The sequence below is a fragment of the Vibrio litoralis DSM 17657 genome (genome assembly GCF_000426765.1).
GTDB lineage: Bacteria > Pseudomonadota > Gammaproteobacteria > Enterobacterales > Vibrionaceae > Vibrio > Vibrio litoralis.
The window spans coordinates 93844-118007 of record NZ_AUFZ01000016.1; the positions used below are offsets into that span (position 1 = coordinate 93844).

The 24164-nt window shown below is 42.8% G+C and carries 17 protein-coding genes; 7 read left to right on the forward strand and 10 right to left on the reverse strand.

From position 1 onward, the window contains the following. The first annotated feature begins 20 nt into the window (after window positions 1–20). A complete protein-coding gene (locus tag K358_RS0103715; RefSeq protein ID WP_027695554.1) occupies window positions 21–2888 on the forward strand; it encodes an alkaline phosphatase family protein in 2868 nt (955 codons plus the stop codon). A 94-nt stretch (window positions 2889–2982) separates the two neighbouring features. Here the strand turns inward: K358_RS0103715 and proX (K358_RS0103720) are convergent, their stop codons facing one another. From proX (K358_RS0103720) to proV, 4 genes are all read right to left on the reverse strand, one after another. Beyond that, window positions 2983–3984, reverse strand: a complete 1002-nt coding sequence (gene proX / locus K358_RS0103720; RefSeq protein ID WP_027695555.1) for a glycine betaine/L-proline ABC transporter substrate-binding protein ProX — start codon at window positions 3982–3984, stop codon at window positions 2983–2985. 83 nt (window positions 3985–4067) lie between these two features. Continuing rightward, a complete protein-coding gene (gene proX, locus K358_RS0103725) occupies window positions 4068–5060 on the reverse strand; it encodes a glycine betaine/L-proline ABC transporter substrate-binding protein ProX (RefSeq protein ID WP_038149752.1) in 993 nt (330 codons plus the stop codon). Window positions 5061–5162: 102 nt separating this feature from the next. Beyond that, the gene (proW, locus tag K358_RS0103730; RefSeq protein WP_027695557.1) at window positions 5163–6263 is read right to left on the reverse strand and encodes a glycine betaine/L-proline ABC transporter permease ProW; all 1101 of its coding nucleotides are present in this window, start codon (window positions 6261–6263) and stop codon (window positions 5163–5165) included. Window positions 6264–6268: 5 nt separating this feature from the next. Next, a complete protein-coding gene (proV, locus tag K358_RS0103735; RefSeq protein ID WP_027695558.1) occupies window positions 6269–7456 on the reverse strand; it encodes a glycine betaine/L-proline ABC transporter ATP-binding protein ProV in 1188 nt (395 codons plus the stop codon). 427 nt (window positions 7457–7883) lie between these two features. Here proV and K358_RS0103740 point away from each other — a divergent pair, with 427 nt between their 5' ends. After that, a complete protein-coding gene (locus K358_RS0103740) occupies window positions 7884–8240 on the forward strand; it encodes a RidA family protein (protein WP_027695559.1) in 357 nt (118 codons plus the stop codon). 100 nt (window positions 8241–8340) lie between these two features. Here K358_RS0103740 and K358_RS0103745 read toward each other — a convergent pair whose 3' ends face one another. Further along, window positions 8341–11502: a chitinase C-terminal domain-containing protein gene (locus K358_RS0103745; protein WP_027695560.1), complete on the reverse strand. Its 3162-nt coding sequence runs from the start codon at window positions 11500–11502 to the stop codon at window positions 8341–8343. Between the two features lie 973 nt (window positions 11503–12475). Between K358_RS0103745 and K358_RS0103750 the strand changes: the two genes are divergently transcribed. Next, on the forward strand, window positions 12476–14056 hold the full coding sequence (locus K358_RS0103750; protein WP_027695561.1) for a BCCT family transporter: 1581 nt from the start codon (window positions 12476–12478) through the stop codon (window positions 14054–14056). Window positions 14057–14169: 113 nt separating this feature from the next. Here K358_RS0103750 and pyrC read toward each other — a convergent pair whose 3' ends face one another. Beyond that, window positions 14170–15198 carry a dihydroorotase gene (gene pyrC, locus K358_RS0103755; RefSeq protein WP_027695562.1) on the reverse strand — a complete coding sequence of 343 codons (1029 nt, stop codon included), beginning with the start codon at window positions 15196–15198 and terminating at the stop codon, window positions 14170–14172. A gap of 185 nt (window positions 15199–15383) precedes the next feature. Here pyrC and K358_RS0103760 point away from each other — a divergent pair, with 185 nt between their 5' ends. Both K358_RS0103760 and K358_RS0103765 read left to right on the forward strand, forming a co-directional pair. Continuing rightward, window positions 15384–16577, forward strand: coding sequence for a YcbX family protein (locus tag K358_RS0103760; RefSeq protein WP_211232226.1), 1194 nt, complete (start codon window positions 15384–15386; stop codon window positions 16575–16577). Between the two features lie 41 nt (window positions 16578–16618). After that, complete coding sequence (locus K358_RS0103765; RefSeq protein WP_027695564.1) at window positions 16619–17416, forward strand: Cof-type HAD-IIB family hydrolase; 798 nt, start codon at window positions 16619–16621, stop codon at window positions 17414–17416. Window positions 17417–17504: 88 nt separating this feature from the next. On the opposite strand, the gene K358_RS0103770 is transcribed toward K358_RS0103765, so the two are convergent. Next, entirely contained in the window at window positions 17505–18428 is a 924-nt protein-coding gene (locus tag K358_RS0103770) for a DMT family transporter (protein ID WP_027695565.1), read from the reverse strand. 90 nt (window positions 18429–18518) lie between these two features. Between K358_RS0103770 and K358_RS0103775 the strand changes: the two genes are divergently transcribed. Continuing rightward, window positions 18519–19415 carry a LysR family transcriptional regulator gene (locus K358_RS0103775; protein WP_027695566.1) on the forward strand — a complete coding sequence of 299 codons (897 nt, stop codon included), beginning with the start codon at window positions 18519–18521 and terminating at the stop codon, window positions 19413–19415. 98 nt (window positions 19416–19513) lie between these two features. Here the strand turns inward: K358_RS0103775 and katG are convergent, their stop codons facing one another. Next, on the reverse strand, window positions 19514–21718 hold the full coding sequence (katG, locus tag K358_RS0103780) for a catalase/peroxidase HPI (protein WP_027695567.1): 2205 nt from the start codon (window positions 21716–21718) through the stop codon (window positions 19514–19516). A gap of 273 nt (window positions 21719–21991) precedes the next feature. Here katG and K358_RS0103785 point away from each other — a divergent pair, with 273 nt between their 5' ends. After that, entirely contained in the window at window positions 21992–23185 is a 1194-nt protein-coding gene (locus tag K358_RS0103785) for a DEAD/DEAH box helicase (RefSeq protein ID WP_027695568.1), read from the forward strand. Window positions 23186–23288: 103 nt separating this feature from the next. Here K358_RS0103785 and K358_RS0103790 read toward each other — a convergent pair whose 3' ends face one another. Both K358_RS0103790 and K358_RS0103795 read right to left on the reverse strand, forming a co-directional pair. Beyond that, complete coding sequence (locus K358_RS0103790) at window positions 23289–23753, reverse strand: GNAT family N-acetyltransferase (RefSeq protein WP_027695569.1); 465 nt, start codon at window positions 23751–23753, stop codon at window positions 23289–23291. After that, window positions 23750–24160 (reverse strand): ribosome recycling factor family protein, encoded by a 411-nt coding sequence (locus K358_RS0103795; RefSeq protein WP_051241158.1) that lies wholly within the window; start codon window positions 24158–24160, stop codon window positions 23750–23752. The genes K358_RS0103790 and K358_RS0103795 overlap by 4 nt, the downstream gene beginning before the upstream one ends. Window positions 24161–24164 lie beyond the last annotated feature (4 nt).

A 24164-nucleotide genomic window follows, 5' to 3' on the forward strand; every position in this document is an offset into this window, starting at 1 on the left:
TGTACAAGAATTAAAGGTATATGGAAATGAAGCCAAGGAGAAAAATAAAGCTTGTCAGTTTGTGGGTCGTGGCCACTTTGACCTGTTTTAAGATGTCGATAGTTCATGCGGAGAGTGTTTCGAATATTCCCGTTGTTGCCCCTATTTATTACAGTGGTACTTTAATAAAAAATAATATTTTAAATCAGTTCGATACCACTATTTCAACAGGAAGAGATGTTACCGTATTCACGATTGCAGGCATGACATTAGATGCTTATATTCTGACACTTCCTCTTGATGTTGAAACCAAAAGTAGAGTGATTAAACGCCTTTCTAACCCTTTTTATAGTATCTCTTTAGGGCGCTTTCTCTACGTTTTTTATGATCAATACAGCCGTGCAGAAAACCAAGACCAGTTTCGAAAATATTCAATTGATCATTATTCTTCTACTCAATTAGAAGCTTGGCAACATTCTCTTTTTCGTCTGGATAAATCTAAAATAACAGAAGAAGAATTAAGTGATGATGTTGAGCGCCGTGAAGGGCTGACGATGAATCGCCAGTTTTTCGCTATGTTAGTGAGTATTTATGATGAACTATTTAATAATGATGATTGGGAGTTGGCGAAATCTTTGCCCGATCATTACCAATATTTAACCACCTCTGCAAAAGATCGAGCAACCACTGAGCATGTTCAAACTTTGCTTATGGAAGCGTTGTCCAAATATGTTCAAACTATGCCGCAAGGTGAAATGAGATCCGCAATGAACGCCATCTTGGATGATGCGAAACCAGCCAACCAAGGTAAAACCAACAATAAAGCACAAGCATTGACGATTACTTTAATCGATTTTGTTCGCATGAATGTATTGAAAGCCTACCGTCAATATGTGCAGCCGACTCAACGAGCGGAAGTTTTTACGGCATGGATGCAAGATAAATTAGAAGATAACCCGGATGAATTAATTGCCTATTTACAATCACGCCAGAACCGACCGAGAGCGGTTCAAATTGTGGTGGATGGTTTAAGTCAAGGTTTAATGGAAGGGTTAGCGCAATCTAAAGACAGCCCATATTTACACCAAGCACTCAAACAAGAGCAAGTATTTAAAGCGTTTAAACTAAAGGGTGAAACGGGTTCTCCAGAACATCAACCTCAGCATAAATTTTTGAATCAGTTGGTAAATAAAGGGGAAAATGATCCGAGTTATTTACCATTTTTTAAGCACTTATATCAGCAACATAAAAATGGGATTGCGAGTGATGGCATTTCATCCACACCGACGATTAGTGTGCGTAATTTACCGATTGTGAAAACGGGGGCCGCGGTTTCAGGTAAAGGAGGAACGGGGATCCCTAATTTTCATTTTGTGAATAGACAACACGACCGTGCTTATTACTTTTTTGGTAATGATGCTTTGCAATTAGAGCCTTTAACGGAACAGCGTGGCATGAAGACCATGTTTGATCGTTTAAAGTATTTGAAAACTATGAATTGTAATGCGCAATATGATTGGAATGCACAACTGAGTTTTGATGCGTTAGTGAACTTAGGTTTGGGTGAATCGATTCGTGATTTTGGTGAGCAACGTTGCTTACTTGAATTACACCACCGAGCAGAAATGGAACGTATCGCGTCGAAAAGGCGGCAAGCCTTAATTAATGAAATTCAGGCTTATCAACGTTTAAGTGATTGGCGACTGCTAACAAAAATGAGCCAAAAGGGAGTGTTGAGCGATCAAATTGCCGAGTTAGCCACATTGAATGAGCAAGCGATGCCTGATTATTTATTGATGTATAACCCATGGCCGGATCACTTTGCCCACTTTAAAGGCCCATTTGGTGATGAGATCATTAACCCAACAGGGGAGTTGAATCGATTAGATTTTTGGTTAGGTCAGGTGGATGAAGCCTACAAACAAGCGGGCATACATCCACACACGCTTTGGGGCATGGCGGGAGATCATGGCTTGTCTGCGGTGCATTATACCTTGAGCCCAGAATCGGTGGTGTTTGATGGTTTGAAGAAACAAGGAATTGAACTGAAAGTGTTAAAAATTTCCTCAGATGAAGGCGAAGGGCCCAAAATGACGAACGCTTTGCATTATCCGAGTAATAAAGGGGTCGATGTTGTGATTGCATCAACCGCTGGTGGTAACTATATGATGGATTTTTTTAACTCGAAACGAGGATGGAAAGCTCAGCCGCTTTATGATGAATTGTCCAAGTTTATGCCCATTTCTGGTAGCAAAACGATTAATATTATTGATGAAATTGTCTATCGATTGCGTGAATCGTTAGATTATTTAGTGGTTCGTGAATCAGATTGCTTACCTGAACGTTGCGCAGTACGTGTGGTGGGGTATCGTCACGGTAAACTTAGAAATGAAGTGATCACTCGTGTGGGCGATCATATTTCTTATCAAGCGGTGGATGGTAAAAGTGAACCGGAATTATTATCAGTTGCTCAATCTAATCCTTATAAAGCCACATTAAGCCATCAACAAGTGAAACGTAAACAAGTGTTGATGAAAAGTTGTATGACAGAAAAAGGTTGTATTGGTTCGCAATGGCGTGAATTAACTGCCATGAGTGCTAGACCGGATTCGGTGATGCAATTAATTCATTTATATGAAGATGATCGGGCGGGGACGGTCAATTTATTTCCTAAAGATGGGTTTGGTTATAATACGTTAGTTCCAGGTCGTCATGCCGGTGAAACATATTTAGAAAAAGATGCGTTTATTGGGTTTTGGAAAGATGGCATGCAACCTAAAGCTCGTCTTGGAGCGGTAGATAATGGATCGTTGGCTCCGACTTTATTTGAATATTTGACAGGTAAACCGGTTAAAGTTGGAGTCGATGGTTGGGGATACCCATCGGTATTAATGTCGCTTCAACATTAGTTTGTGTAATAAAAATAGGTTACTGCTAATGAATAGCAGTAACCTATACCCAAGTAACTACAAATTTTAATAAAGCTAAATAGTGTACGACGAATTATTTAGCCGAAGCTTTAGCTTGTGCAACCCAAGCATCAAATTGTTTCTGATGGGCTTTAATCCACCCATTAGCGTGCGCTTCTATATCTGCTGGTTTGTTTTGACCTTTTCTCATCATCATATTTTGTTGGCTAATATCGCCAATATCGAGTTTCATGATAGAGAACAGTTTAGCTGCCGCTGGGTTCGCTTTCGCAAATTCTTTATTGGCGACGATACGCATGGTGTTGACCTGAAAACCGTAGTTGTGGCCATTCGGCAGTGCGGTATCTTGTTGTAGACCTTCTGGCATGGCAGAGAATGGCACTTGTAGCCATATTACATCTTTGCCTGGAACTAATACGCTGCTGACCCAGTATGGTGTCCAAGTGTAGTACAACACGGGCTCATCATTTTTATAGCGTGAAATGGTGTCGGCAATTAGGGCTGAGTAGCTTCCTTGGCGCTGAGTCACGGTATCTTGTAAGCCATAGGCAGCAATTTGGTGGTTGATGATCGATTCCGTCGTCCAACCAGGTTCGCCACCGGTTAGATCGGCTTTGCCATCACCATCTGAATCAAACAGTTTGGCGAGTTTAGGATCTTTTAATTGCGCTAAGTTGTTGATGTTATATTTATCGGCGGTTTTCTTGTCGATTAAGTAACCTTGAGCTGCATTATTGACATAGACACCTTGGCGATAAAATTTGTCATCGCCACCACCCATTTCATATTTGTCTTTTTGTTGTGGATCCCAGTTAACCGCAAGGTAGGTGGCATCTCCACTGGAAATGGACGTAAAAGCAACATTGTAATCGACTTCTTTGGTTGGCTTTACGGTATAACCTAGTTTTTCCATTGCTTTATTAACGAGCAATGTTTGAAAGGTTTCTTCGGCAATGGTTGATTGTACCGGTTGTACGGTGATCCCCTTGCCGGGTAGATCGCTTGCATTCGCTGACAATGAAATACTACTCGCCGCCAGCAAGGTAATTGAAAGGGTTTTCGCTCTGTTTTTCATCCGTGATATCTCTATTTTTTATTTCTACTGATATAAGAAAGCTGCCAAAGGTGGCAGCTTGATAGATTACTGTTGAGTCATGATTACTTAGCGGCGGCTTTTGCTTCGGCTACCCAAGCATCAAATTGCTTCTGGTGTGCTTTGATCCAGCCATTGGTATGTGCTTCGATATCTTCATATTTATTTTGACCATTACGCATCATTAAATTCTCAGCACTGATGTCATTAATGTTTAACTTTATGATAGAAAAAAGTTTTGCCGCAGGTGGGTTTTCTTTTGCGAACTGTTTGTTAGCAACAATATGAATGCTATTCATTTGGAAGCCATAATTTTTACCATTTGGTAATGTGGTATCTATGCCACTACGTTCACCGGGTAGTGATGAATGAGGAACTTCTAGCCACACAACGTCTTTACCTGGAACCAATACGCCACTCACCCAATATGGTGTCCATGTGAAATATAAAATTGGCTTACCACTTTGGTAGCGAGCAATGGTATCGGCAATGATAGCCGCATAGCTGCCTTGATTATTATCGATAGCGTCTTCGAGGCCAAAGTCTTTCATTTGGTGATTAATTACTGTTTCACAGCCCCAGCCAGGGTTACAACCGGTCAAATCTGCCTTACCGTTATCGTTGCTATCAAAAAGCTTAGCCAGTTCTGGATCTTTTAATTGGGCAATATTGGTGATGTTATATTTTTCGGCGGTTTTTTTGTCGATTAAATAACCTTGTGCAGCACCGGTAGAGTAGGTTCCTTGACGGAAGAACTTTTCATCCCCGCCTGCTTGCTTGTATTTATCGGTATGTAATGGTTCCCAGTTTGAAGCAAGGAAAGTGGCATCGCCATTTGCAACTGAAGTATACGCAACGTTGTAATCAACATTTTGTATTGGCTTAACGTCATAGCCGAGTTCTTCTAAGGCTTTATTCACTAACAGAGTTTGAAAGGTTTCTTCTGCAATGGTGGACTGGACAGGTTGTACGGTTACTCCTTCGCCTGGTAAAGACTCAGCATTTACGGTTAATGAAGCAGTCGACGCCAATAAAGTTGTAGCAAGTAAGGTTTTCATCCGTGTTGTTTTCATCATATCACCTGTTTTTTCTTTTTTACGCTTATTTGTGAACGCTGGAACATTCATTGCTCCAGCGGTGGAGCTGAACTTGAGTCGGGATTAAGAAGCCTTAATATCATCAGACTTGCTTGGTTTCCCTTTGGTTAATCGATACACCAGTAATGCTGGGCCAGTTTCATACCAGCGGGTTTTTTTATCGCGTGATGCGATGCCAATGGTTTGGGTTAGGCGGTCTAACAAGATGGCAAGGATCACAATCCCTAAACCACCAACTGCGGCAAGACCCATGTCTAATCGACCGATACCACGTAATACCATTTGACCTAAACCACCAACGGCAATCATTGATGCGATTACTACCATTGAAAGCGATAGCATTAAGGTTTGGTTCACACCCGCCATAATGGTTGGCGTCGCCAGTGGTAGTTGAATTCGGTACAGCATTTGTTTCGGGCTGGCACCGAATGAGTGACCGGCTTCGATGAGCTCTTCGGGTACTTGTTGAATACCTAAAATAGTTAAACGCACGATTGGTGGCAGGGCGAAGATAATCGTCACCACTACGCCCGGGACGTTACCGATACCAAACAGCATTACGATTGGCACTAGGTACACAAAGGCTGGTGTGGTTTGCATCGCATCAAGTATTGGCCTAATGACTTTGGCTGCAGATTGACTACGGGCCAACCATATTCCCATGGGGAGGCCGATTAATAAGCAGAAAAAGACCGAGGTGAGAACCAGAGCCAATGTCACCATCGCCTCTGACCAAGCACCAATAAAGCCAATAATGGCCAGCGATACTAACGTTGCAAAGCCCATTTTTTTGCCGGCAAGTTGCCAAGCGATTAGCACGAGTAACGCGATCATGATTAGCGATGGTGTTGATACCAAGGCGGTTTGAAATGAGGTCAAAATAAAATCAATAGGAACTCGAATTGCCTGGAAGACAGGGCGACCATGCATAACTAGCCAGTTAAGACCACTTTCAACCCAGTGATCGAATGGGATCACCGCATCTTTAAACGGGTGAGCCCAATCAATAGGTTGATCTATTGGTTGAGTTGGCGCATTACTCAGCCATGAGCTGGTACTTTCAGCAGAGCTGGCGGTTGACCAAGGATCACTTGATGTGGTTGAGGCAGCTGAAGCCCATGGATCAGCGGCTTGCGCTGCACTTACGGTTGTTTCAGTTGTCATAATAATTACTCTCTATCTAAAGTTTGAAGCAGACGGGTTTTGGTAATAACCCCGTGATATGTCCCGTCGTCATCGATTACAGGCACCGCATAAGGTACTTCAGCAACTTGGCTGATCAGTTCGCTAACTGGGGTATCAGCATGTAAAGAAAGGGTGCCTTCTAATAGCGCAGAGCTGAGAGGACGTTTTTCTTTGTAGGCTGCTTTTAGAGAGTCTTGTGACACTATTCCTGAGTATTTATTGGCTTTATCAACCACCACACCATAATCGCGGTCATGATCCGATAGAATTTGCATTGCGGCTGCAGGGCCATCGGTCTCACCTTTTTTAAATACCGCGGCAGGTTTTTTACGTGCAATATCTTTGGCGGAATAAACATCAGCAACGTTTACACCACTAAAGAAAGATTCTACGTAGTCATTGGCTGGATTTTGCAGTATTTCATCGGGCGTACCGACTTGTACCACCACGCCGTTTTGCATAATGGCAATACGATCACCAATGCGCATTGCTTCATCTAAATCATGCGAGATAAAGACAATAGTGCGTCGGTCATCATTTTGTAGACGAATAAGCTCATCTTGCATTTCAGTACGGATCAGGGGATCGAGCGCTGAGAAGGCTTCATCCATTAATAGAATATCTGGATCGGTTGCTAATGCGCGAGCAAGGCCAACACGTTGCTTCATACCACCAGATAATTCATCAGGGTAGGATTCACATTGGCTTTCTAAACCTACTCGTGCCAGTGCGTTACGTGCGGCATCATTACGTTTATCCAAATCAACGCCGGCAAGTTCTAAGCCAAAGGCCGCGTTTTCTATCACGCTCATGTGAGGCATTAGGGCGAAGTTTTGGAAAACCATACTGATATTGTTGCGTCGAACATTACGTAATTCTTCATCAGAAATAACCGCAATGTCTTTACCGTTTAAATAAACATGGCCGCGAGTCGGCTCAATTAAACGGTTTAATAGTCGAACTAAGGTGGATTTACCTGAGCCAGAAAGGCCCATGATGACGAATATTTCTCCTTCATTAATCGAAAGTGAAACATCTTTTACCCCAACAGTGAGGCCAGTTTTTTCAAAAATTTCATCTTTATCTAAACCTTTATCGATGAGAGTAAAGGCTTCATCGGGTGTTTCGCCAAACACTTTATAGAGGTTTTTTACTTCTAATTTCGTTGTCATTCTTTAGCATCCTTGGCTAGTTTTTTACAAAACCAAAACATCTAATGTCTTGTAAACTGTTTAGTACCCTAAACAATTTGTCATGAAATTGCAAAAGTTAGACAGTGCGCACAAGTTGCTGTAATTAACAAAATTATTATTTCTATGGGCTTTTTTGTATTGGTTTGAAGGTGAGGTTGATAAGGGTAAATATTTGAAGTGTAAAGGTTATGTTTGAGTTTAGAATTCGATACGAACAAGATATTTGCCCTTGAAATGGTTAGGTTGGGATTATTTATGAGAAATATGATTCAGATATTGGAAGGTGGGTATACTAATACTTTTATCAATCCGTTATTCTTCCATCAAATTCTTTTGGCCTAATGAATATTTCTTTGGGTTTTAAATGTTTTGTTTTTCTTTAAATTATTCACTAGGAGCAATAGTCATGGGCACAATTCAGCGCCAGCAAACCAATCAACGAATGAGTAAAATTGTTGTGCATAACGAGACGGTTTATTTATGTGGTCAAGTAGGTGTTGCTGGAACGAGTGTGGCGGAGCAAACCGCGGAAGCATTACGTCGTGTTGAAACCTTGCTGTCAGAAGCTGGATCCGATAAACAACATGTACTACAAACCATCGTTTGGCTTGCAGATATGGCTGATTTTCAAGAAATGAATGCCGTTTGGGATGAATTTTTTGAAGAAGGTTTCGCACCAGTGCGTGCGTGTGGCGAAGCGAAATTGGCGCGTCCAGAATTAAAAGTGGAATTGATAGTCACTGCGGCATTAAAGAAAGATTAAACCTCTCCTTTTTAACTAACTAGGTTATAAAAATAAAAACGCACGTCGATTTTGATATCGGTGTGCGTTTTACTTTGGTTTTATCTATTCGCGTTTAAGCTTATAGAGTACAGACTTTTGTCCAGTCAGCGTTGTTACCCGGCTCTGATGATGTCCACCAGTTAGCTTGGTATACCACACTGTCGTTGATGACTTTATCACCTTGGTTAGCGTGGCTTGGGGTGCCTTGCCAGTCGGTTTGAGGGAAGTCAGGGTAGGTAACCAGTCCTGCGCTATCACAAGTTCCGTCACCGTTGCCATTATCTCCGCCACCTGTGCTTGATGAAATATCACCTAAAGGCAGTTCTGGATTCTCAAACTTAAAGCCGTAGTCCACACCATTAATATTTACGGTGTAGTTGGCTGGGCCCGAAATTGGTAAGTAGTACACCATATCCAATTCATAAGACTCGCCAGCTGGTAGGACTTTCCAAGAAGGAAGTGTGAAGGCAACGCGATGCATGTCGCCATCTAAGCCTCCAATGTTATCCGCACGGCTATGACCTGAGCTAATCACCGCTAAACCGCCACCAGATTGGTCTTTGGCATTATCTGGTGCAGAAGTTGGAATATCGAATTGGAATTCGGTTCCACCTGGCAGATCTTGACCCGTGTTGTTGGTAAAGGTGATTTTCGGATTTACAGGGAAGTTTTGGTCACCCACTTTAAATCCACCAATGCTGACTGAAATATCCACTACTTGGTCAGGCATTGCTCCAGTTGCCACTTTGTTGCCGTAAGGCGCTGCTGACTTAAACTCATCATAGATGGTCTTGGTCATGGTGTTACCCATGTGGTATTCACCGTTGCCAGATGCACACGCTTGCTCCGTTGGATCAACACTTGTACGGTTGCTATTCTCATCAAGGACATAACAGCTGTAGTCACCCGCTAGTTCCCAGAACATGATACCGCCAATACCTTGGTCGATAACGTATTGCGCTTTGGTGGTGATGGATTCTTTATCTTCAGTTGATAGGAAGACTTGTTTCTCTGCGTTCCATAACCAAGGAGCAACCGCCACTTCATCGTAATGACGAGTATAAGTACCGGTTAGTGCATCGGTTGGATCGTTTTGTGGATCTAAACCATAAGCATCAGCGTAAGAGCCCCAAATGCCTTTCTCTAGGTTTTTCGCATGCCACATTGGGTTTGAGCCTGCGCCCATTTCGTTGCCTTTCGGATCAGTATCGTGCCACATGTTGTCGATACCAATTGCGCCATGACCACAGTTGTTTTTCTCACCTTCACCGGTACCTTCTGAACATTCAGATTGGTTCGGTAGTGCAGCACGACCCCATAGGCCGTTATCGCCACCAGTGACGCCTTGCCAACCACGGGTGTAATAAGGAACACCAATATTGATTCGACCAGCAGGCATAGAACCACGGAAGTAATGGTAAGCCCAGTCAGTATTTAGGTAGCCGATACCACCGTAAGCGGCAGTTCCGTAAACATTCCATTGTGCAAGCTCAGAATCTTTACCTGTGTCGTATAGCGCAGCATTGTGACCAACGTGATCATTCCAAGCACCATGTAAGTCGTAAGTCATGATGTTGACGTAATCGAGGTATTTAGTGACATCAAAGGTTTCCATACCACGTAGTAGGTAGCCAGATGATGGCGCTGCAATGGTTAACATGTAGTAGTTATCGTCTGCTTCTGATGCGCGGTCGACTTTCTCACGTAAAACTTTCATCAGCTCTTGGTATGATGCCCATAAGTGCTCGCGGCGTGGTTCCATAAAGTCTTTATCGTATGGGTTACCGGCACCAGCCATTGAGGTTGGATATTCGTAATCAATATCTAAACCATCAAATTTGTATTTACGCATTAATTCAACAGCAGAATCGGCAAATTTTTCAATCGCAGCATGGTTGATAGAGCCATCGGCATTGGTGGTCATGGTGTAGAAACCACCGTCAGCAACACGTGAACCGTCAGTCGCAAAGTGACCACCCGTTTCCGCCCAACCACCAATCGAGATTAAGGTTTTCACGCCATAACGTTCTTTATAAGTCGCAAGCGCACCAAAGTGACCTTTAAACCCTAGCTCAGGATCAACATCGACATCCGGCCAAGTTTTACCTACCGCGGCATTTTCAGGATCGTTAACGTCACCAATATTAACGTTACCGTCAGAGCCAATGCTGACAAACGCGTAGTTAATGTGAGTTAATTGTTCCCAAGGAATATCTTTGACTAGGTAAGCCGCTTGATCGTTATCGCCCGAGCGCCAGCTAGTGAAGTAACCGATAACACGACGAGGGTGATCGGCCCCCATTAATTCGCGGCCTTCTTCATCGTAAGCATTACAGTAAGGCACATTCACGCCTTCGGTTTGATATAGACCATCTGGGTGACAAGTTGCAGCAACCGGTTGATCGCTTGTGACTTGTAAGCTTGCCGCAGCCGAGTCTGTGGTTGCGCCTTCATTATCGGTGGCTTTAGCAAAAACAGAAACAGAGCCAGTTTGAGTCGTCGTGTAGTTAAGAGTGTATGGAGAAGAGGCGACGGTTCCAACTAGGCTGCCACCAACATAAAAGTCGACTTTATCAACGGTGCCATCTGAGTCTGCGGCAGTAGCGGTTAATGTGACCACTTCACCTAAGGTTACGCTGCTGCTAGAAAGTGCAACAGAAACACTTGGTTCTTGGTTAGCGTCAGTTTGTGAAGCTTGTACTTCGAGAGATACTGAGCTTGTTGAGCTATTTGTGCCTTCATTATCATAAGCAATAGAACTAAAAGTATGTGAACCTGGAGTTGCAGTCCAAGTTGCTGAATAAGGTGCGCTAGTAGATTGAGTCACTACAGTTCCATCGACGAGAAAGTCAACTCGTGCCACGCTTCCATCAGAGTCGGCAGCGTTTGCGGTTAGTGTTACCACATCGCCTTCGATGATTTGTGCATCAGAAGCGGGCGAAGTGAGATCAACCGTTGGAGCTTCATTGGTCACAACATCAGAGCTACAAGCATCTACCAGTGTCCAAGCTCCCCATTCGCCAGAATCTTTCGGGCTATTACCTTGTGTCCAATATTTTGCATTATAGGCATTATTATCTTGTTGTACTTGGTCGCCGCCATTATAAACCGTACCGGCATCCCAAGAGTCTAATGATCCGCAATCGACAGCGGCGTAGCTGTTAAACGCCATTAAGCATGAAGCAGTTAAAGCGCTTAGCCTAAAGGCATTCTTCCCTAAGCTATTTCGATTTATAGCCATAATTAATTATCCTTAACTTATTGTTATTAAATTAAATTTTCAACTTTACTAAAGGTGGGAGCTTTTATTCTCCTGCGAAATAACTGTAGGTTAAATGGCGTAACACACACTTAAATTTTGTGAGAATTCGATGACGACTCGAAAAATTCTCCAAGTTGTATGTAACAAGACATTGAAAATTGCATTTGATGACAAGTTTTGACTTATCCTGACATTTCTATTTTTTGTAATAAATTACTATTTAATCAATGTGTTAAAGTTAGGGTTATCGAAAGTCTGGCAATAAGTCTTGATAGAGTAAATGGGGTGGTCGGGGAGTGTTTTTTATTTTATATATAAATCAATAGTTAAGATTAACGCTCGAGAATTGAAAATATCTGCGAATACTGGTGGTTAATTTCTATATTGAAATATGTTAATTCAAAGCTTTTTAGGATGTTGAAGATAAAATGATGGATAGGGTTGTTTGTTTTTCGAACGGTTGAGTTTTGTTTTTACTGTTTGAGTGAAATGTAACCATATCTTGATGAGTCTCTATTAACGTGTTGTTATAATAGGCTAATTTCGTTAAGTGTTGATTTTTTATTTTGTATTCATCTGGTGGCCATCGTGATGGGTTAGTCTTTGTCTTTATGGATGATATACGATATTTTATATTATTAAGATCAATATCTTGTCGTGAGTTTTACCATTATTACAGTGGGGGGAAGCATCGGTTGTGAATATGTAACTGATGAAAATTTATAGCTTTAATAAATAAATCACTTCGGTTGCACTTATGGCATAAATCTATACCCTTGGGCGGCTAAATTTCACTGCGCTTAGGCTTTATTCTATTTATTAGAGTTAATCCGCCAGCAGTTAAAGATACGCTGCCTGTTGGAAAGGATGACATCGGGTGTAAATACATCTTTGCAATGCAAAGCCTCTGTTTTTTAGCTTAGGTATGTTGGCAAAGAAAATTGGAGTCAGAATGTCTGATTTAACCAACTCGATAGAATCTCCCTCCGCAACTTATGATCCTGCAACTCAAGAACCTGTACCCACCTCAGACAAATTAGGTCTGAATAACCCTGTACTTTGGTATAGCGGTGGCTTTATTGCGCTTTTCGTTGTATTAGCGCTGTTCGATGGTGAAGTATTGTCTCACCTAGTGAATGTCGGTTTCGCTTGGTCGGTAAAAGTGTTTGGTCCATTTTGGCAAATTATACTGCTTCTTACTTTTCTTATTGGTTTAGCGCTCGCGATTGGACGTACTGGTCGAGTCGTTCTGGGCGGTATTGATACCCCAGAGTTACCAAACTTTCGTTGGATGGCGATCTTGTTTTGTACTTTGCTGGCTGGTGGCGGTGTCTTTTGGGCGGCGGCTGAACCGATTGCTCACTTTGTGAGTGCGCCTCCGATTTATGGTACCACTGATAATGTCCAGCAACGTGCTATCAATGCGCTTTCTCAATCCTTTTTGCATTGGGGCTTTTTAGCTTGGGCGATTGTCGGTAGTTTAACGACGATAGTGGTCATGCACTTACACTACGATAAAGGCCTACCGCTTAAACCAAGAACCTTGCTTTACCCTGTACTGGGTGAACGGGCCCTAAAAGGCCACCTAGGTGCTTTGATTGACGCATGCTGTATTATCGCAGTCGCTGCGGGTACGATTGGGCCGATTGGCTTTCTGGGCCTGCAAATTAGCTATGCACTGAACTTGTTATTTGCTGTGCCAGATGGCTTTACCACTCAAATGATCATCGTTTTATTTGCGATTGTACTTTACACCTTATCGGCTCTAAGTGGCTTGGATAAAGGCATGCAAATGTTGAGTCGCTATAACGTGATTTTAGCCGCGGCATTGATGTTTTATATTTTGATCGTAGGACCAACTAACTTCATCTTTAATAGTTATATTCAAGGTGTAGGTACCATGATTGATAACTTCATCCCAATGGCGACCTATCGTGGTGATGAAGCTTGGCTGAGTGGCTGGACCATTTTCTTCTGGGGTTGGTTCTTAGGTTATGGCCCGATGATGGCGATCTTTATCGCACGTATTTCTCGTGGCCGCTCTATCCGAGAACTGATTGGCACCATTAGCGTGATCGCGCCTTTAGCTACCTGTTTCTGGTTTACTATCATCGGTGGTAGTGGCTTGGCGTTTGAAATTGCTAATCCAGGTAGTATCAGTGGGGCATTTGAAGGTTTTAATCTTCCAGGTGCACTATTTGCAATCACTCAACAATTCCCAATGCCAACCTTGGTTTCTATTTTGTTCATCGTTTTGACTACCGTGTTTATCATCACGACTGGCGATTCAATGACTTATACCATTAGCGTAGTGGTGAGTGGTGAAACGGAACCAAATGCCTTTATCCGTACTTTCTGGGGCGTAATGATGGGCGTGACTGCATTGATTCTGATTTCTCTAGGTTCTGGCGGGATTTCTGCGTTGCAATCTTTCATAGTGATCACCGCAGTACCAGTATCGTTTATTTTACTGCCGTCTCTTTGGAACGCGCCAAAAATTGCGATGAAGATGGCGAAAGAGCAGGGCTTCTAGTCTAAGTCGGTTTAATCTTTCGATATTAAAAATGCCAGTCAGAGTTGATTCTCTGACTGGCATTTTTGTTTTAACTTGTCTTCTGGGAGCTTCCTCTTGGAGTCAGTTGGGGATTACTTAACTTGCCATTCGATCTGCTCATTCGCGCGAATTGGCACGACAACATCTGCGCCAAACGGCATGGTTGCCGGAACATCCCAAGCTGATTTTTCAAGCGTGATGCTATCGCTATTACGAGCAATGCCGTAAAAATCGGGGCCATTGTGGCTGGCAAATGCTTCTAAGTTATCTAGCTTGCCTTCTTTATCAAATACTTCAGCATACAGTTCTACCGCAGCGTGAGCCGTGTAAGAGCCAGCACAACCACAAGCGTTTTCTTTCTTACCTTGTGCGTGTGGCGCAGAGTCTGTACCTAAGAAGAACTTTTTCGAGCCCGAAGTTGCCGCTTCAATTAAAGCTTGCTGATGGCTGCCACGCTTTAAGATTGGTAAGCAATAGAAGTGAGGACGAATTCCTCCAACTAACATGTGGTTACGGTTAAATAATAAGTGATGAGAGGTGATGGTTGCTGCTACGTTATCATCGGCTTGTTTAACAAACTCCACCGCTTCACGTGTAGTGATGTGCTCTAACACGATTTTAAGATGTGGGAAGTCATTCACGATGGGTGCCAGCACCGTGTCTAAAAAGGTCTTTTCACGGTCAAAAATATCAACATCGTGAGTCGTCACTTCACCGTGAATCAACAGTAGCATGCCAACTTCCGCCATCGCTTCTAATACTGGGTAGATTTTCTTGGCATCGGTTACGCCAGAATCTGAGTTCGTGGTCGCGCCAGCAGGGTAGAGCTTACAAGCGACAACTTTGCCAGAGGCATGGGCTTCACGGATATCTTCAGCAGTGGTGTTGTCAGTGAGGTAGAGTGCCATTAACGGCTCAAATGTGTCGCTATGGTTATGCGCCATAATGCGTTGGCGGTAATCCAGCGCCATTTGTAGGTTGGTTACAGGTGGAACGGTGTTTGGCATGATTAACGCACGACCATTGTAGCGGCTAATGTCCTTAACGGTATTGGCTAGCGCATCACCATCGCGTAAGTGAACGTGCCAATCATCCGGGCGTGTAATGGTCAAAGTTGTCATGGTTTCCCACCTCATCAATCAATTGCAATTTAAAAAAGCAAACGCTTTCGTGTGGGGCGCAATGATAGAGTAAAGATTGGGTTTTTTCACCTAAATTTTCTGGTTTATTACTTATCTCAAGGTAAGCAATTCTGATACTCTTTAGCCAAGTAGATTTAAGTAAAAGATTTAAAAAAGGAAGAGTGATGAGTCAGTCGGAGCGCGGGAAGTCTGAATTAGAGAAAAAACTCGCAAAAATAGAAGCCACATTAGGATTAGAGCCAATGCAAGATGCGAGATTAGCTGCCATTAATGTTTACCCAGTTAAGTCTATTACCGGTGTTGAGTTGTCATCCGCGTGGGTTGAAAAACAAGGTCTAAGTTTTGATCGTCGGTTTATGGTAGCCGATTCGACTGGCCGCATGGTGACAGCACGCGAACATCATCAAATGGTGCGAGTAAAAGCAGCCTTGCACCCACATGGGTTGGTACTTACTTACCCAGAAGCGAAAGAGCCACTAGTGCTGCGTTTTGATGAATTCGATATGGCAGAAGTAGAATGCACTGTTTGGTCAGATACTTTTCCTTCTTATAGTACTCATGAAAAAGCCAATCAGTGGTTTAGCTTTATTATTGGTAAACCGGTTCAGCTGCTATTTACTGGTGAGCAATCAAACCGCCAACGTGAAAAAATTCAAACCAATGTTAGCTTTGCCGATGGGTATCCGTTATTGCTGATCAGCCAGGCTTCCCTTGATGAATTAAATGAACGTGGCCCTGTGCAACATTCGATGGCGCAATTTCGTTCTAACATTGTGGTTTCTGATACTGAAGCATTTGCTGAAGATGGCTGGAAACGCATTCGAATTGGCGAAGTCGAGTTTGAAATCGTCAAACCTTGCATGCGTTGCGTGTTGACTACCGTGAACCCAAAAACAGCCATGCGCAGCGAAAAGAACGAGCCACTTAATACCTTATCTAAATTCCGTGCTGATGAAACTGGTGGCATTTTCTTTGGCCAGAATGTAGTGGCGAAAAATGAAGGCATGATCCGTGCCGGTGATGTGGTTGAGGTGTTGGAAACCAAACAAAAAGAATTCTATGCCGATACCAGCCAAGATGCGGTTGAAGTAGAACCAGTGAAAAAAGTGACCATTAGTATTGATGGCAACTTATTTGAAGGGGATAACCAATCGACCTTACTTGAGCAAGCTGAAAAAGCCGGAGTTCCGGTTGCCAATAGCTGTCGTTCGGGCTTTTGTGGTAGTTGCAAAATGACATTGGAATCTGGCAAGGTCGATCAACCTGACATGCCAGCATTATTTCCCGGTGAAATTGACGAAGGCAAAGTATTAGCATGCTGCTGTGTACCGAAATCCGATGTTGAATTAGTGAGCTAATTGTTCGTTCCCTACCGTTTTATATGAAAGTGAGTGGTTTTATGGTCCAACCCGATATTAAGTTTATTGCCTCCGATATGGATGGCACCTTGCTGGATGAAAATAGCCAGCTAGACCCTAAGTTTTATGAAATATATGAAAAATTAGAAGCCAATGGCATCATGTTTGCCGCTGCTTCTGGACGTCAGTACTACAGCCTAGCGGAAACCTTTGCACCATTAAAAGATCGCATGTTTTTTATTGCTGAAAATGGCACCTTAGTGATGCACAAAGGGCAAGAGCTTTATAGCTGTACTATCGAGCGCTCTGAAATTGAAGCCATCGTGCAAGCAGCGCGAAGCATTGACGGTGCGCACCTAGTGTTATGTGGTAAGCGTTCCGCTTATACTGAAACGCAAGATCCACAAGCCTTAAAAGAGTTCGCTAAATATTACCACCGTCGTGAATCAGTAGAAGATGTATTAACCGTGGACGATGATTTTATCAAAGTCGCGATTTGTCATTTTGATGGCACGGAAGAATTAGTATTCCCAACCATTAATCAGCATTTTGGTGAAACCCATCAAGTGGTGGTTAGCGGTAAAATTTGGCTAGATGTGATGAACTCCAAAGCATCAAAAGGCGCAGCAATTCAACACCTGCAAAACACGCTTGGCTTTAGTTATGAACAAACCATGAGTTTTGGAGACTACTTCAACGATGTTGAAATGCTGCAACAAAGCTATCACTCATATGCGGTTGAAAATGCCCATGAAGGCGTAAAGAAACATGCTCGTTTTAGTGCCCCAAGTAATAAAGATGCAGGGGTGTTGCAGGTGATTGAAGAGTTATTGAGGTAAATAAAACGAAAATCGATGCTGTGTAATTAAAATCCTCAAAGTTTATGCCATTCTACTTTGAGGACTTTAATTTTAATAATACAAAGACTTACGATCTTACTTCTACCGACTTATTGAAAGTAACTAACCTAGGCAACACCAACCCAGCAATAACAATAGCGACTCCAATTAATTGAAGATTTGTCACACTCTGTCCCAACATAAATGAAGTTAACATGGCAAAGATTGGCACAAAGTTAAAAAAGAGCGAGGCACTGGCAGAGCCTAGTTGACGTATGCCATTGAGCCATAATAAATAGCCAGCTACGGTGCCGAATAGACCAATGTAAACCACTTCGGTAATACCGATGATTGAACTACTCCATAATTCTGCAAAAGGTCTTACTTCTGGTGTGAGTAAACACATAGTTCCAATGACTACAGCACCGCTAATCATACCGATCAAAGTATAAGGCACGACGGCTAACCATTTACTGATCCCTTGGCTGAAATAAGTATATAAACTCCAGGCTAACATTCCCGAGAAAACCAGCTTATCACCATGATTGATTTGTAGGTGAATCAAGGTATCTAGATTGCCATTGGTGATTACCAATAAGACACCAGATAAACTGACCAGTAAGCTAAAGCATTGAGCTTTCGATGGTAATGCTCGATGTGCGACACTGGCGATGAGAGAGGTCATCAATGGGCTCAGCGCCATAATTAACGAACCATTGGTAGCACTGGTGTAAGCAAGCCCAGTAAACAGTCCAAGATTTAATCCACCCACACCAACGGCACTGACTGCAAATACCCACAACCACTGTTTCATGGTGAGTATGACTTTAGGGCTGCGAATCAGCTTCATATAAATAGCTAAGCAACTTGCTGCAATAGAAAATCGCCAAAATACTAAGGTCAAAGCATGTACTTCATCGAGCGCATTTTTGCCAATAGGGAAAGTGCTTCCCCAAAAAAAGGTACAGAGAATCAGTAGAAGTACTGCTTTTGTGGTGTTGGAAAGAGTCATTCATTATTCCTATTGCTTGTCATTTTGACTCAAGTCTATTAGTTTCAATAAGTAGATAAAGACGTAAAAATAAGACAGGAAATCCCATATATGAAATCTAACTATTCACTTGATGATTTGCGTTATTTTTGCACTGTAGCACGTTTAAATAGCTTTAAAGCGGCGGCTGATGATTTATCCATGCCTCTGTCAACATTAAGCCGTAGAATTCAGCAATTAGAGCAAGACTTACAATTGAGGTTACTCAACAGGGATGCACATCGAGTCTCTTTAACCAGTATTGGTGAGCTTTATTATCAGCGTTCTCATGGACTATTTGATGAACTTAGTGATATTGGTGAAGCGCTACATAATGAAAAGCATCAAGCAAAAGGTAAAATACGAGTCAGTGCTCCAATTAATGCAGGCACTCAATTTTTACGTAATATCTTTTATGATTTCCTCCTTCAGTATCCAGATATTCAGCTAGATTTACATTTCTCCAATGCCTTAATTGATATTGAAGGTGAGGCGATGGATGTGGTCTTTCGGGTTGGGAATCCTGTCGTTGATAACTGGATTGCCAGACCACTAAAGGATATCCACTTTATTTTATGTGCTAGCCCTGAGCACGATATTAGTGGACTTAAACAGCCGACGGATCTATGTGGTAAGCCTGTGATTATTTGTCATCCAATGTCGGTGTGGCAATTAGTGAGCATGAATAATGGGCAAGAATATGATTATCAAGCGACCCACGGCATTCGGCTAGAGGTTGATGAGATTCAAATGCTTACTCATGGTGTGAAGGCTGGGCTTGGGATAGGTTATATTCCCGATTACTATGCGTTGCCGATGATAGAGCAAGGTGAATTACAACATGTCTTGCCGGAGTGGCGCAGTAAAGTAAGGACTTTATTTTTGTTGTATCGAGATAGGCAGCATTTACCGATGCGAGTTCGATTATTTGTTGAATTTGTTTTGGCGCGTTTTGATTCAATAACCTGAGTTGAGATTAAATGAAAGCCCCTATCAACATTTGTCGATAGGGGCTTGAAGTTATGAATTAACCGTTTGTATTAGGTTACTCATGAATGATAAGCAGACTATTTTAGATCAAAGCGATCCAGTTCCATCACTTTAGTCCACGTTTTCACAAAGTCCCTAACAAACTTCTCTTTGGCATCGCTTGAGGCGTACACTTCAGCAACGGCGCGAAGTTGAGAGTTTGAACCGAACACAAGGTCTGCGCGAGTGGCTTGCCATTTCGCTTCGCCAGTCTTACGGTCTGTGCCCTGGTAGACTTTCTTATCATCGCCAACGGCTTTCCATTCAGTGCTCATATCTAGCAGGTTAACAAAGAAGTCATTGCTTAATGTTTCTTTCTTATCTGTGAACACACCGTAGTCAGTTTGGTCGTGGTTAGTGCCTAGCATACGTAGACCACCAACAAGTACTGTCATCTCTGGTGCGGTTAGCGTTAGTAGCTGTGCTTTATCTACTAATAAGAATTCAGCTGGTGCTTTTGTCTTACCGCTGTTGTAGTTGCGGAAACCATCAGCAATTGGATTGAGGTATTCAAAAGAATCCACTTCCGTTTGCTCTTGGGTTGCATCAGCACGGCCAGCAGTAAATGGAACTTCAATATCGAAGCCTGCATTCTTCGCGGCTTGTTCTACCGCTGCGTTACCAGCAAGTACGATAAGGTCTGCAATAGACACTTGTTTATCGCTAGATTGCGCTTGGTTGAATTGAGCTTGAACTTCTTCAAGTTTAGCTAGCACTTTAGCAAGTTGCTCAGGTTGGTTTGCTTCCCAATCTTTCTGCGGAGCAAGACGGATACGTGCACCATTCACACCACCACGCATGTCTGAGCCGCGGAAGGTTGAAGCTGCCGCCCATGCGGTTGAAGCAAGTTCTGATACTGATAGGCCAGAATCAAGAATGTTCTTCTTCAGTTCAGCTTGGTCAGCTTTATCAATCAGAGGATGTTTCACTTCTGGGATTGGATCTTGCCAAATCAAATCTTCAGCAGGCACTTCTTGGCCTAGGTAGCGAGCTTTTGGACCCATATCACGGTGAGTCAACTTGAACCAAGCACGAGCAAATGCTTCTTGGAACTCAAGAGGATTTTTCAGGAAGCGACGTGAGATTTTTTCATACTCAGGATCAAAACGTAGCGATAGATCAGTGGTTAGCATGGTCGGTTTATGCTTCTTACCGGCTTCAAATGCATCAGGCACATTTTCATCGTCAGTTTTTGCAACCCACTGCCATGCACCTGCTGGGCTCTTCACGAGATCCCATTCGTAATTGAACAGGTTTTCTAGGAAGTAGTAGCTCCACTTGGTAGGGGTTTGCGTCCAAGTCACTTCAAGCCCAGAACCAATCGCATCACCGGCTTTGCCGCTGCCAAATTTGTTATGCCAACCTAAACCTTGTTGTTCAATGTCAGCCGCTTCTGGATCGGCGCCTACATTAGCCGCATCACCTGCACCATGAGTTTTACCGAATGTGTGACCACCGGCAATTAACGCTACCGTTTCTTCATCATCCATTGCCATACGAGCAAAAGTATCGCGAATATCTTTTGCTGCAAGTACTGGATCGGGTTTGCCACCTGGACCTTCTGGGTTTACGTAAATTAAGCCCATTTGTACTGCCGCTAGTGGATCATCTAACTCACGGTCGCCAGAGTAACGTTGGTCATCGGTTAGCCATTCGGTTTCTTTACCCCAGTAAACATCTTGCTCTGGTTCCCAAACATCTTTACGACCGCCAGCAAAACCGTAAGTTTTGAAGCCCATAGATTCTAGAGCCACGTTACCGGTTAGGATAAACAAGTCAGCCCACGAGATTTTTTTGCCGTATTTTTGTTTGATAGGCCAAATTAAGCGACGTGCTTTATCTAGGTTAACGTTATCTGGCCAGCTGTTTAGAGGTGCGAAACGTTGTTGGCCCGTACCGCCGCCACCGCGACCATCTTGTACGCGGTAAGTACCCGCACTGTGCCATGCCATACGAATGAATAGAGGACCGTAGTGGCCGAAATCTGCTGGCCACCAATCTTGAGAATCGGTCATTAAATCATGCAGATCTTTCTTAACCGCTTTAAGGTCAAGGCTTAGGAATTCTTTTTCGTAGTCAAAATCTGGGTCCATTGGGTCAGATTTTTGTCCTTGTTGATGAAGGACGGAGAGGTCAAGTTGGTTTGGCCACCAATCTTTGTTTTGAGTACCGGTTGCAGCTGTGTTGCCGCTATTATTTACGTTGCTGCTATTGTGGAAAGGGCATTTTGATTCACTGGACATAAGGTGTCTCCCTGTCGATTTGAATTATGGTTTTGTTGAATTCAAGTTACGCTTGTTTGTGATTCGTTACCAATCGGAATTACCGATTGTATCCATAGATAATTCCGCAATAAAGTTAAGGGCTTATGGTTCTTAATATTACATTACATAAGCTTATGAGTAATGTGAGCGACAATGCACTTTTCCTATCTAGAAAAAATACTCTAAAACCTCAAACAGCTTAGGCATAAATTGGTTACAATAAGATATCTATTTAACGTTTTGAGATATTCGATGCCATTTTCTACACTGGAATTAAGCCCTTCCATCCTGCAAGCGGTTGCTGAACAAGGTTATGAAAAACCAACAGAAATTCAACGCAAAGCAATTCCTATCATTCTTGATGGAAAAAACTTAATCGCCGCGGCGCAAACCGGTACCGGTAAAACAGCCAGTTTTGTATTGCCAATATTACAGCGCTTAAGCGGTGGTCAAACTCAGCGTAAAAAGCGTATCCGAGCTTTAATTCTAGTGCCTACTCGTGAACTTGCTATTCAGGTGAATGAAAATATTCAAGCTTATGGCAAACACCTTAATTTAACCTCGTTAGCCATGTACGGTGGTGTTGACTACGCACCGCAGAAACAAGCGTTAATTGATGGGGTCGATATTCTGGTCGCTACCCCAGGTCGTTTGATTGATTTATACGGCCAGCATTCTGTACATTTTGATGAAGTTGAAATGTTGGTACTAGATGAAGCCGACCGCATGTTAGACATGGGGTTTATTGAAGACATTAATAAGATCTTAGCGCGCCTACCGGAAAACATTCAAAACCTATTATTCTCGGCAACTTTGTCTAACCCAGTTCGAGAGTTAGCTCGCACGGCAATTAGCGATCCTGAAGAAATCGTGATCGCCAAACATCAAGCCTCAAAAGATTCAATCAACCAGTACTTAATTACGGTTGATAAAGATAAGAAATCAGCCTTATTGAGCCACTTATTAACCGAGCGAGACTGGTCGCAAGTGTTGATCTTTATTGGCACAAAACATGGCGCGGCGAAATTGGTTTCTCAACTAGAAAAACGCGGCATTGCAGCAGAGGCGATCCACAGTGGTCGCAATCAAGCCTCTCGTGCTCGTGTGTTAGATGAGTTTAAGCAAGGTAAAGTGAAGTATTTAGTGGCAACTGGCGTCGCGGCGCGTGGTATTGATATCGATGATCTACCGTGTGTGATTAACTATGATATGCCATTCCCTGCCGATGAATATGTCCACCGAATTGGTCGTACTGGCCGTGCAGGTTCAAAAGGTGAGGCGGTATCATTAGTCTCACGTGATGACTTTAAAAATCTATGTATGATTGAAAGCCGTCTTGGTCATTTGATCAAACGCCAAACGGTAGAAGGTTTTACGCCAAATAAAGAAGTACCGATTTCTATTTTAAATTATGTACCTAAGCATAAGCGTGATAAGCAAGAATAGTAGAAGCCTATTCATCGCGTTTGTTTTTGCACGCAACTCGCATCACGTCACACGAAACGATTTCTTGTTGCGTGATACGAGAACGCTGCTCTCCGAGTTGCGGTTAAATTGACTTTTCCATTTTATAGTTAGTGAACAACTGACCTCGCAATGAGACGTTTTGTTTTTCCTTAACGATGAAGCCAGCATGTTCAAAAAATGGCTTAGCAGTCATACTCACATCAGCATGTAATCGAGTTAAATTCCGCTGCTTGGCTTGCTGATTAATGTGCAGCATTAAAGCCTTTCCTACGCCACAGCCTTGGTATTGATGATGGCAAAAGAAGTGGTTGATATAACCATCACTTTGTAAGTCAGAGTAACCGACAATATGTTGATTGATCTTGGCAACAAAAGGTTGGTTGCTCTTCATTTTTTCTATCCAATCCGTAAGGTCTGACTTATCTTCAGCCCATGCCTCAACTTGCGCTTGGGTGTAATCTCGCACGTTGATTTGTCTGACGGTATTGAAAAACAATTGCCAGAGTGTTGCTGCGTCTTCGGGTTGATAGGGACGTATTGTAATCATTCGAAATCCTGAAAGTTAAACCTTGCCACTCTAGCCTCAGCCATGGTGCAGTTGGTGGCTGCCATGAGTTCATTTAACGTGATATCCGGTTGTTGAGCGATCAGTGAGGCTAATTGCTCTGCTTTTGATTCCGGCTTATCGTTGAGAGCGAGTAAACCTGTATTTAACTTATTGATTAAATAATCAAATCCTTGGCTCTGTTCTGCTTGTAGTGTGGTGAAAAGATTCGTTAAGTCCTCTGAGTTTCCTGTGATTTGCCAATTACGCGAGCGACGAATGCGTTTTAACTCACATTGATGTTGTGCGGCGATGGCTTTTGCGTATTTGCAATTTTCTCCGCCAATGCGATGTATCAACGAAGGTAGGGTAATACAGGGAAGTTCGGACTTAGTTTTCTTGTTCGCCATCGGG

What these genes read in the sequence shown, in the direction of transcription:
- K358_RS0103715 (WP_027695554.1), top strand. Translation starts at nt 21, where the DNA reads ATGGAAATGAAGCCAAGGAGAAAAATAAAGCTTGTCAGTTTGTGGGTC.
- proX (WP_027695555.1), bottom strand. Translation starts at nt 3,984, where the DNA reads ATGAAAAACAGAGCGAAAACCCTTTCAATTACCTTGCTGGCGGCGAGT.
- proX (WP_038149752.1), bottom strand. Translation starts at nt 5,060, where the DNA reads ATGAAAACCTTACTTGCTACAACTTTATTGGCGTCGACTGCTTCATTA.
- proW (WP_027695557.1), bottom strand. Translation starts at nt 6,263, where the DNA reads ATGACAACTGAAACAACCGTAAGTGCAGCGCAAGCCGCTGATCCATGG.
- proV (WP_027695558.1), bottom strand. Translation starts at nt 7,456, where the DNA reads ATGACAACGAAATTAGAAGTAAAAAACCTCTATAAAGTGTTTGGCGAA.
- K358_RS0103740 (WP_027695559.1), top strand. Translation starts at nt 7,884, where the DNA reads ATGGGCACAATTCAGCGCCAGCAAACCAATCAACGAATGAGTAAAATT.
- K358_RS0103745 (WP_027695560.1), bottom strand. Translation starts at nt 11,502, where the DNA reads ATGGCTATAAATCGAAATAGCTTAGGGAAGAATGCCTTTAGGCTAAGC.
- K358_RS0103750 (WP_027695561.1), top strand. Translation starts at nt 12,476, where the DNA reads ATGTCTGATTTAACCAACTCGATAGAATCTCCCTCCGCAACTTATGAT.
- pyrC (WP_027695562.1), bottom strand. Translation starts at nt 15,198, where the DNA reads ATGACAACTTTGACCATTACACGCCCGGATGATTGGCACGTTCACTTA.
- K358_RS0103760 (WP_211232226.1), top strand. Translation starts at nt 15,384, where the DNA reads ATGAGTCAGTCGGAGCGCGGGAAGTCTGAATTAGAGAAAAAACTCGCA.
- K358_RS0103765 (WP_027695564.1), top strand. Translation starts at nt 16,619, where the DNA reads ATGGTCCAACCCGATATTAAGTTTATTGCCTCCGATATGGATGGCACC.
- K358_RS0103770 (WP_027695565.1), bottom strand. Translation starts at nt 18,428, where the DNA reads ATGACTCTTTCCAACACCACAAAAGCAGTACTTCTACTGATTCTCTGT.
- K358_RS0103775 (WP_027695566.1), top strand. Translation starts at nt 18,519, where the DNA reads ATGAAATCTAACTATTCACTTGATGATTTGCGTTATTTTTGCACTGTA.
- katG (WP_027695567.1), bottom strand. Translation starts at nt 21,718, where the DNA reads ATGTCCAGTGAATCAAAATGCCCTTTCCACAATAGCAGCAACGTAAAT.
- K358_RS0103785 (WP_027695568.1), top strand. Translation starts at nt 21,992, where the DNA reads ATGCCATTTTCTACACTGGAATTAAGCCCTTCCATCCTGCAAGCGGTT.
- K358_RS0103790 (WP_027695569.1), bottom strand. Translation starts at nt 23,753, where the DNA reads ATGATTACAATACGTCCCTATCAACCCGAAGACGCAGCAACACTCTGG.
- K358_RS0103795 (WP_051241158.1), bottom strand. Translation starts at nt 24,160, where the DNA reads ATGGCGAACAAGAAAACTAAGTCCGAACTTCCCTGTATTACCCTACCT.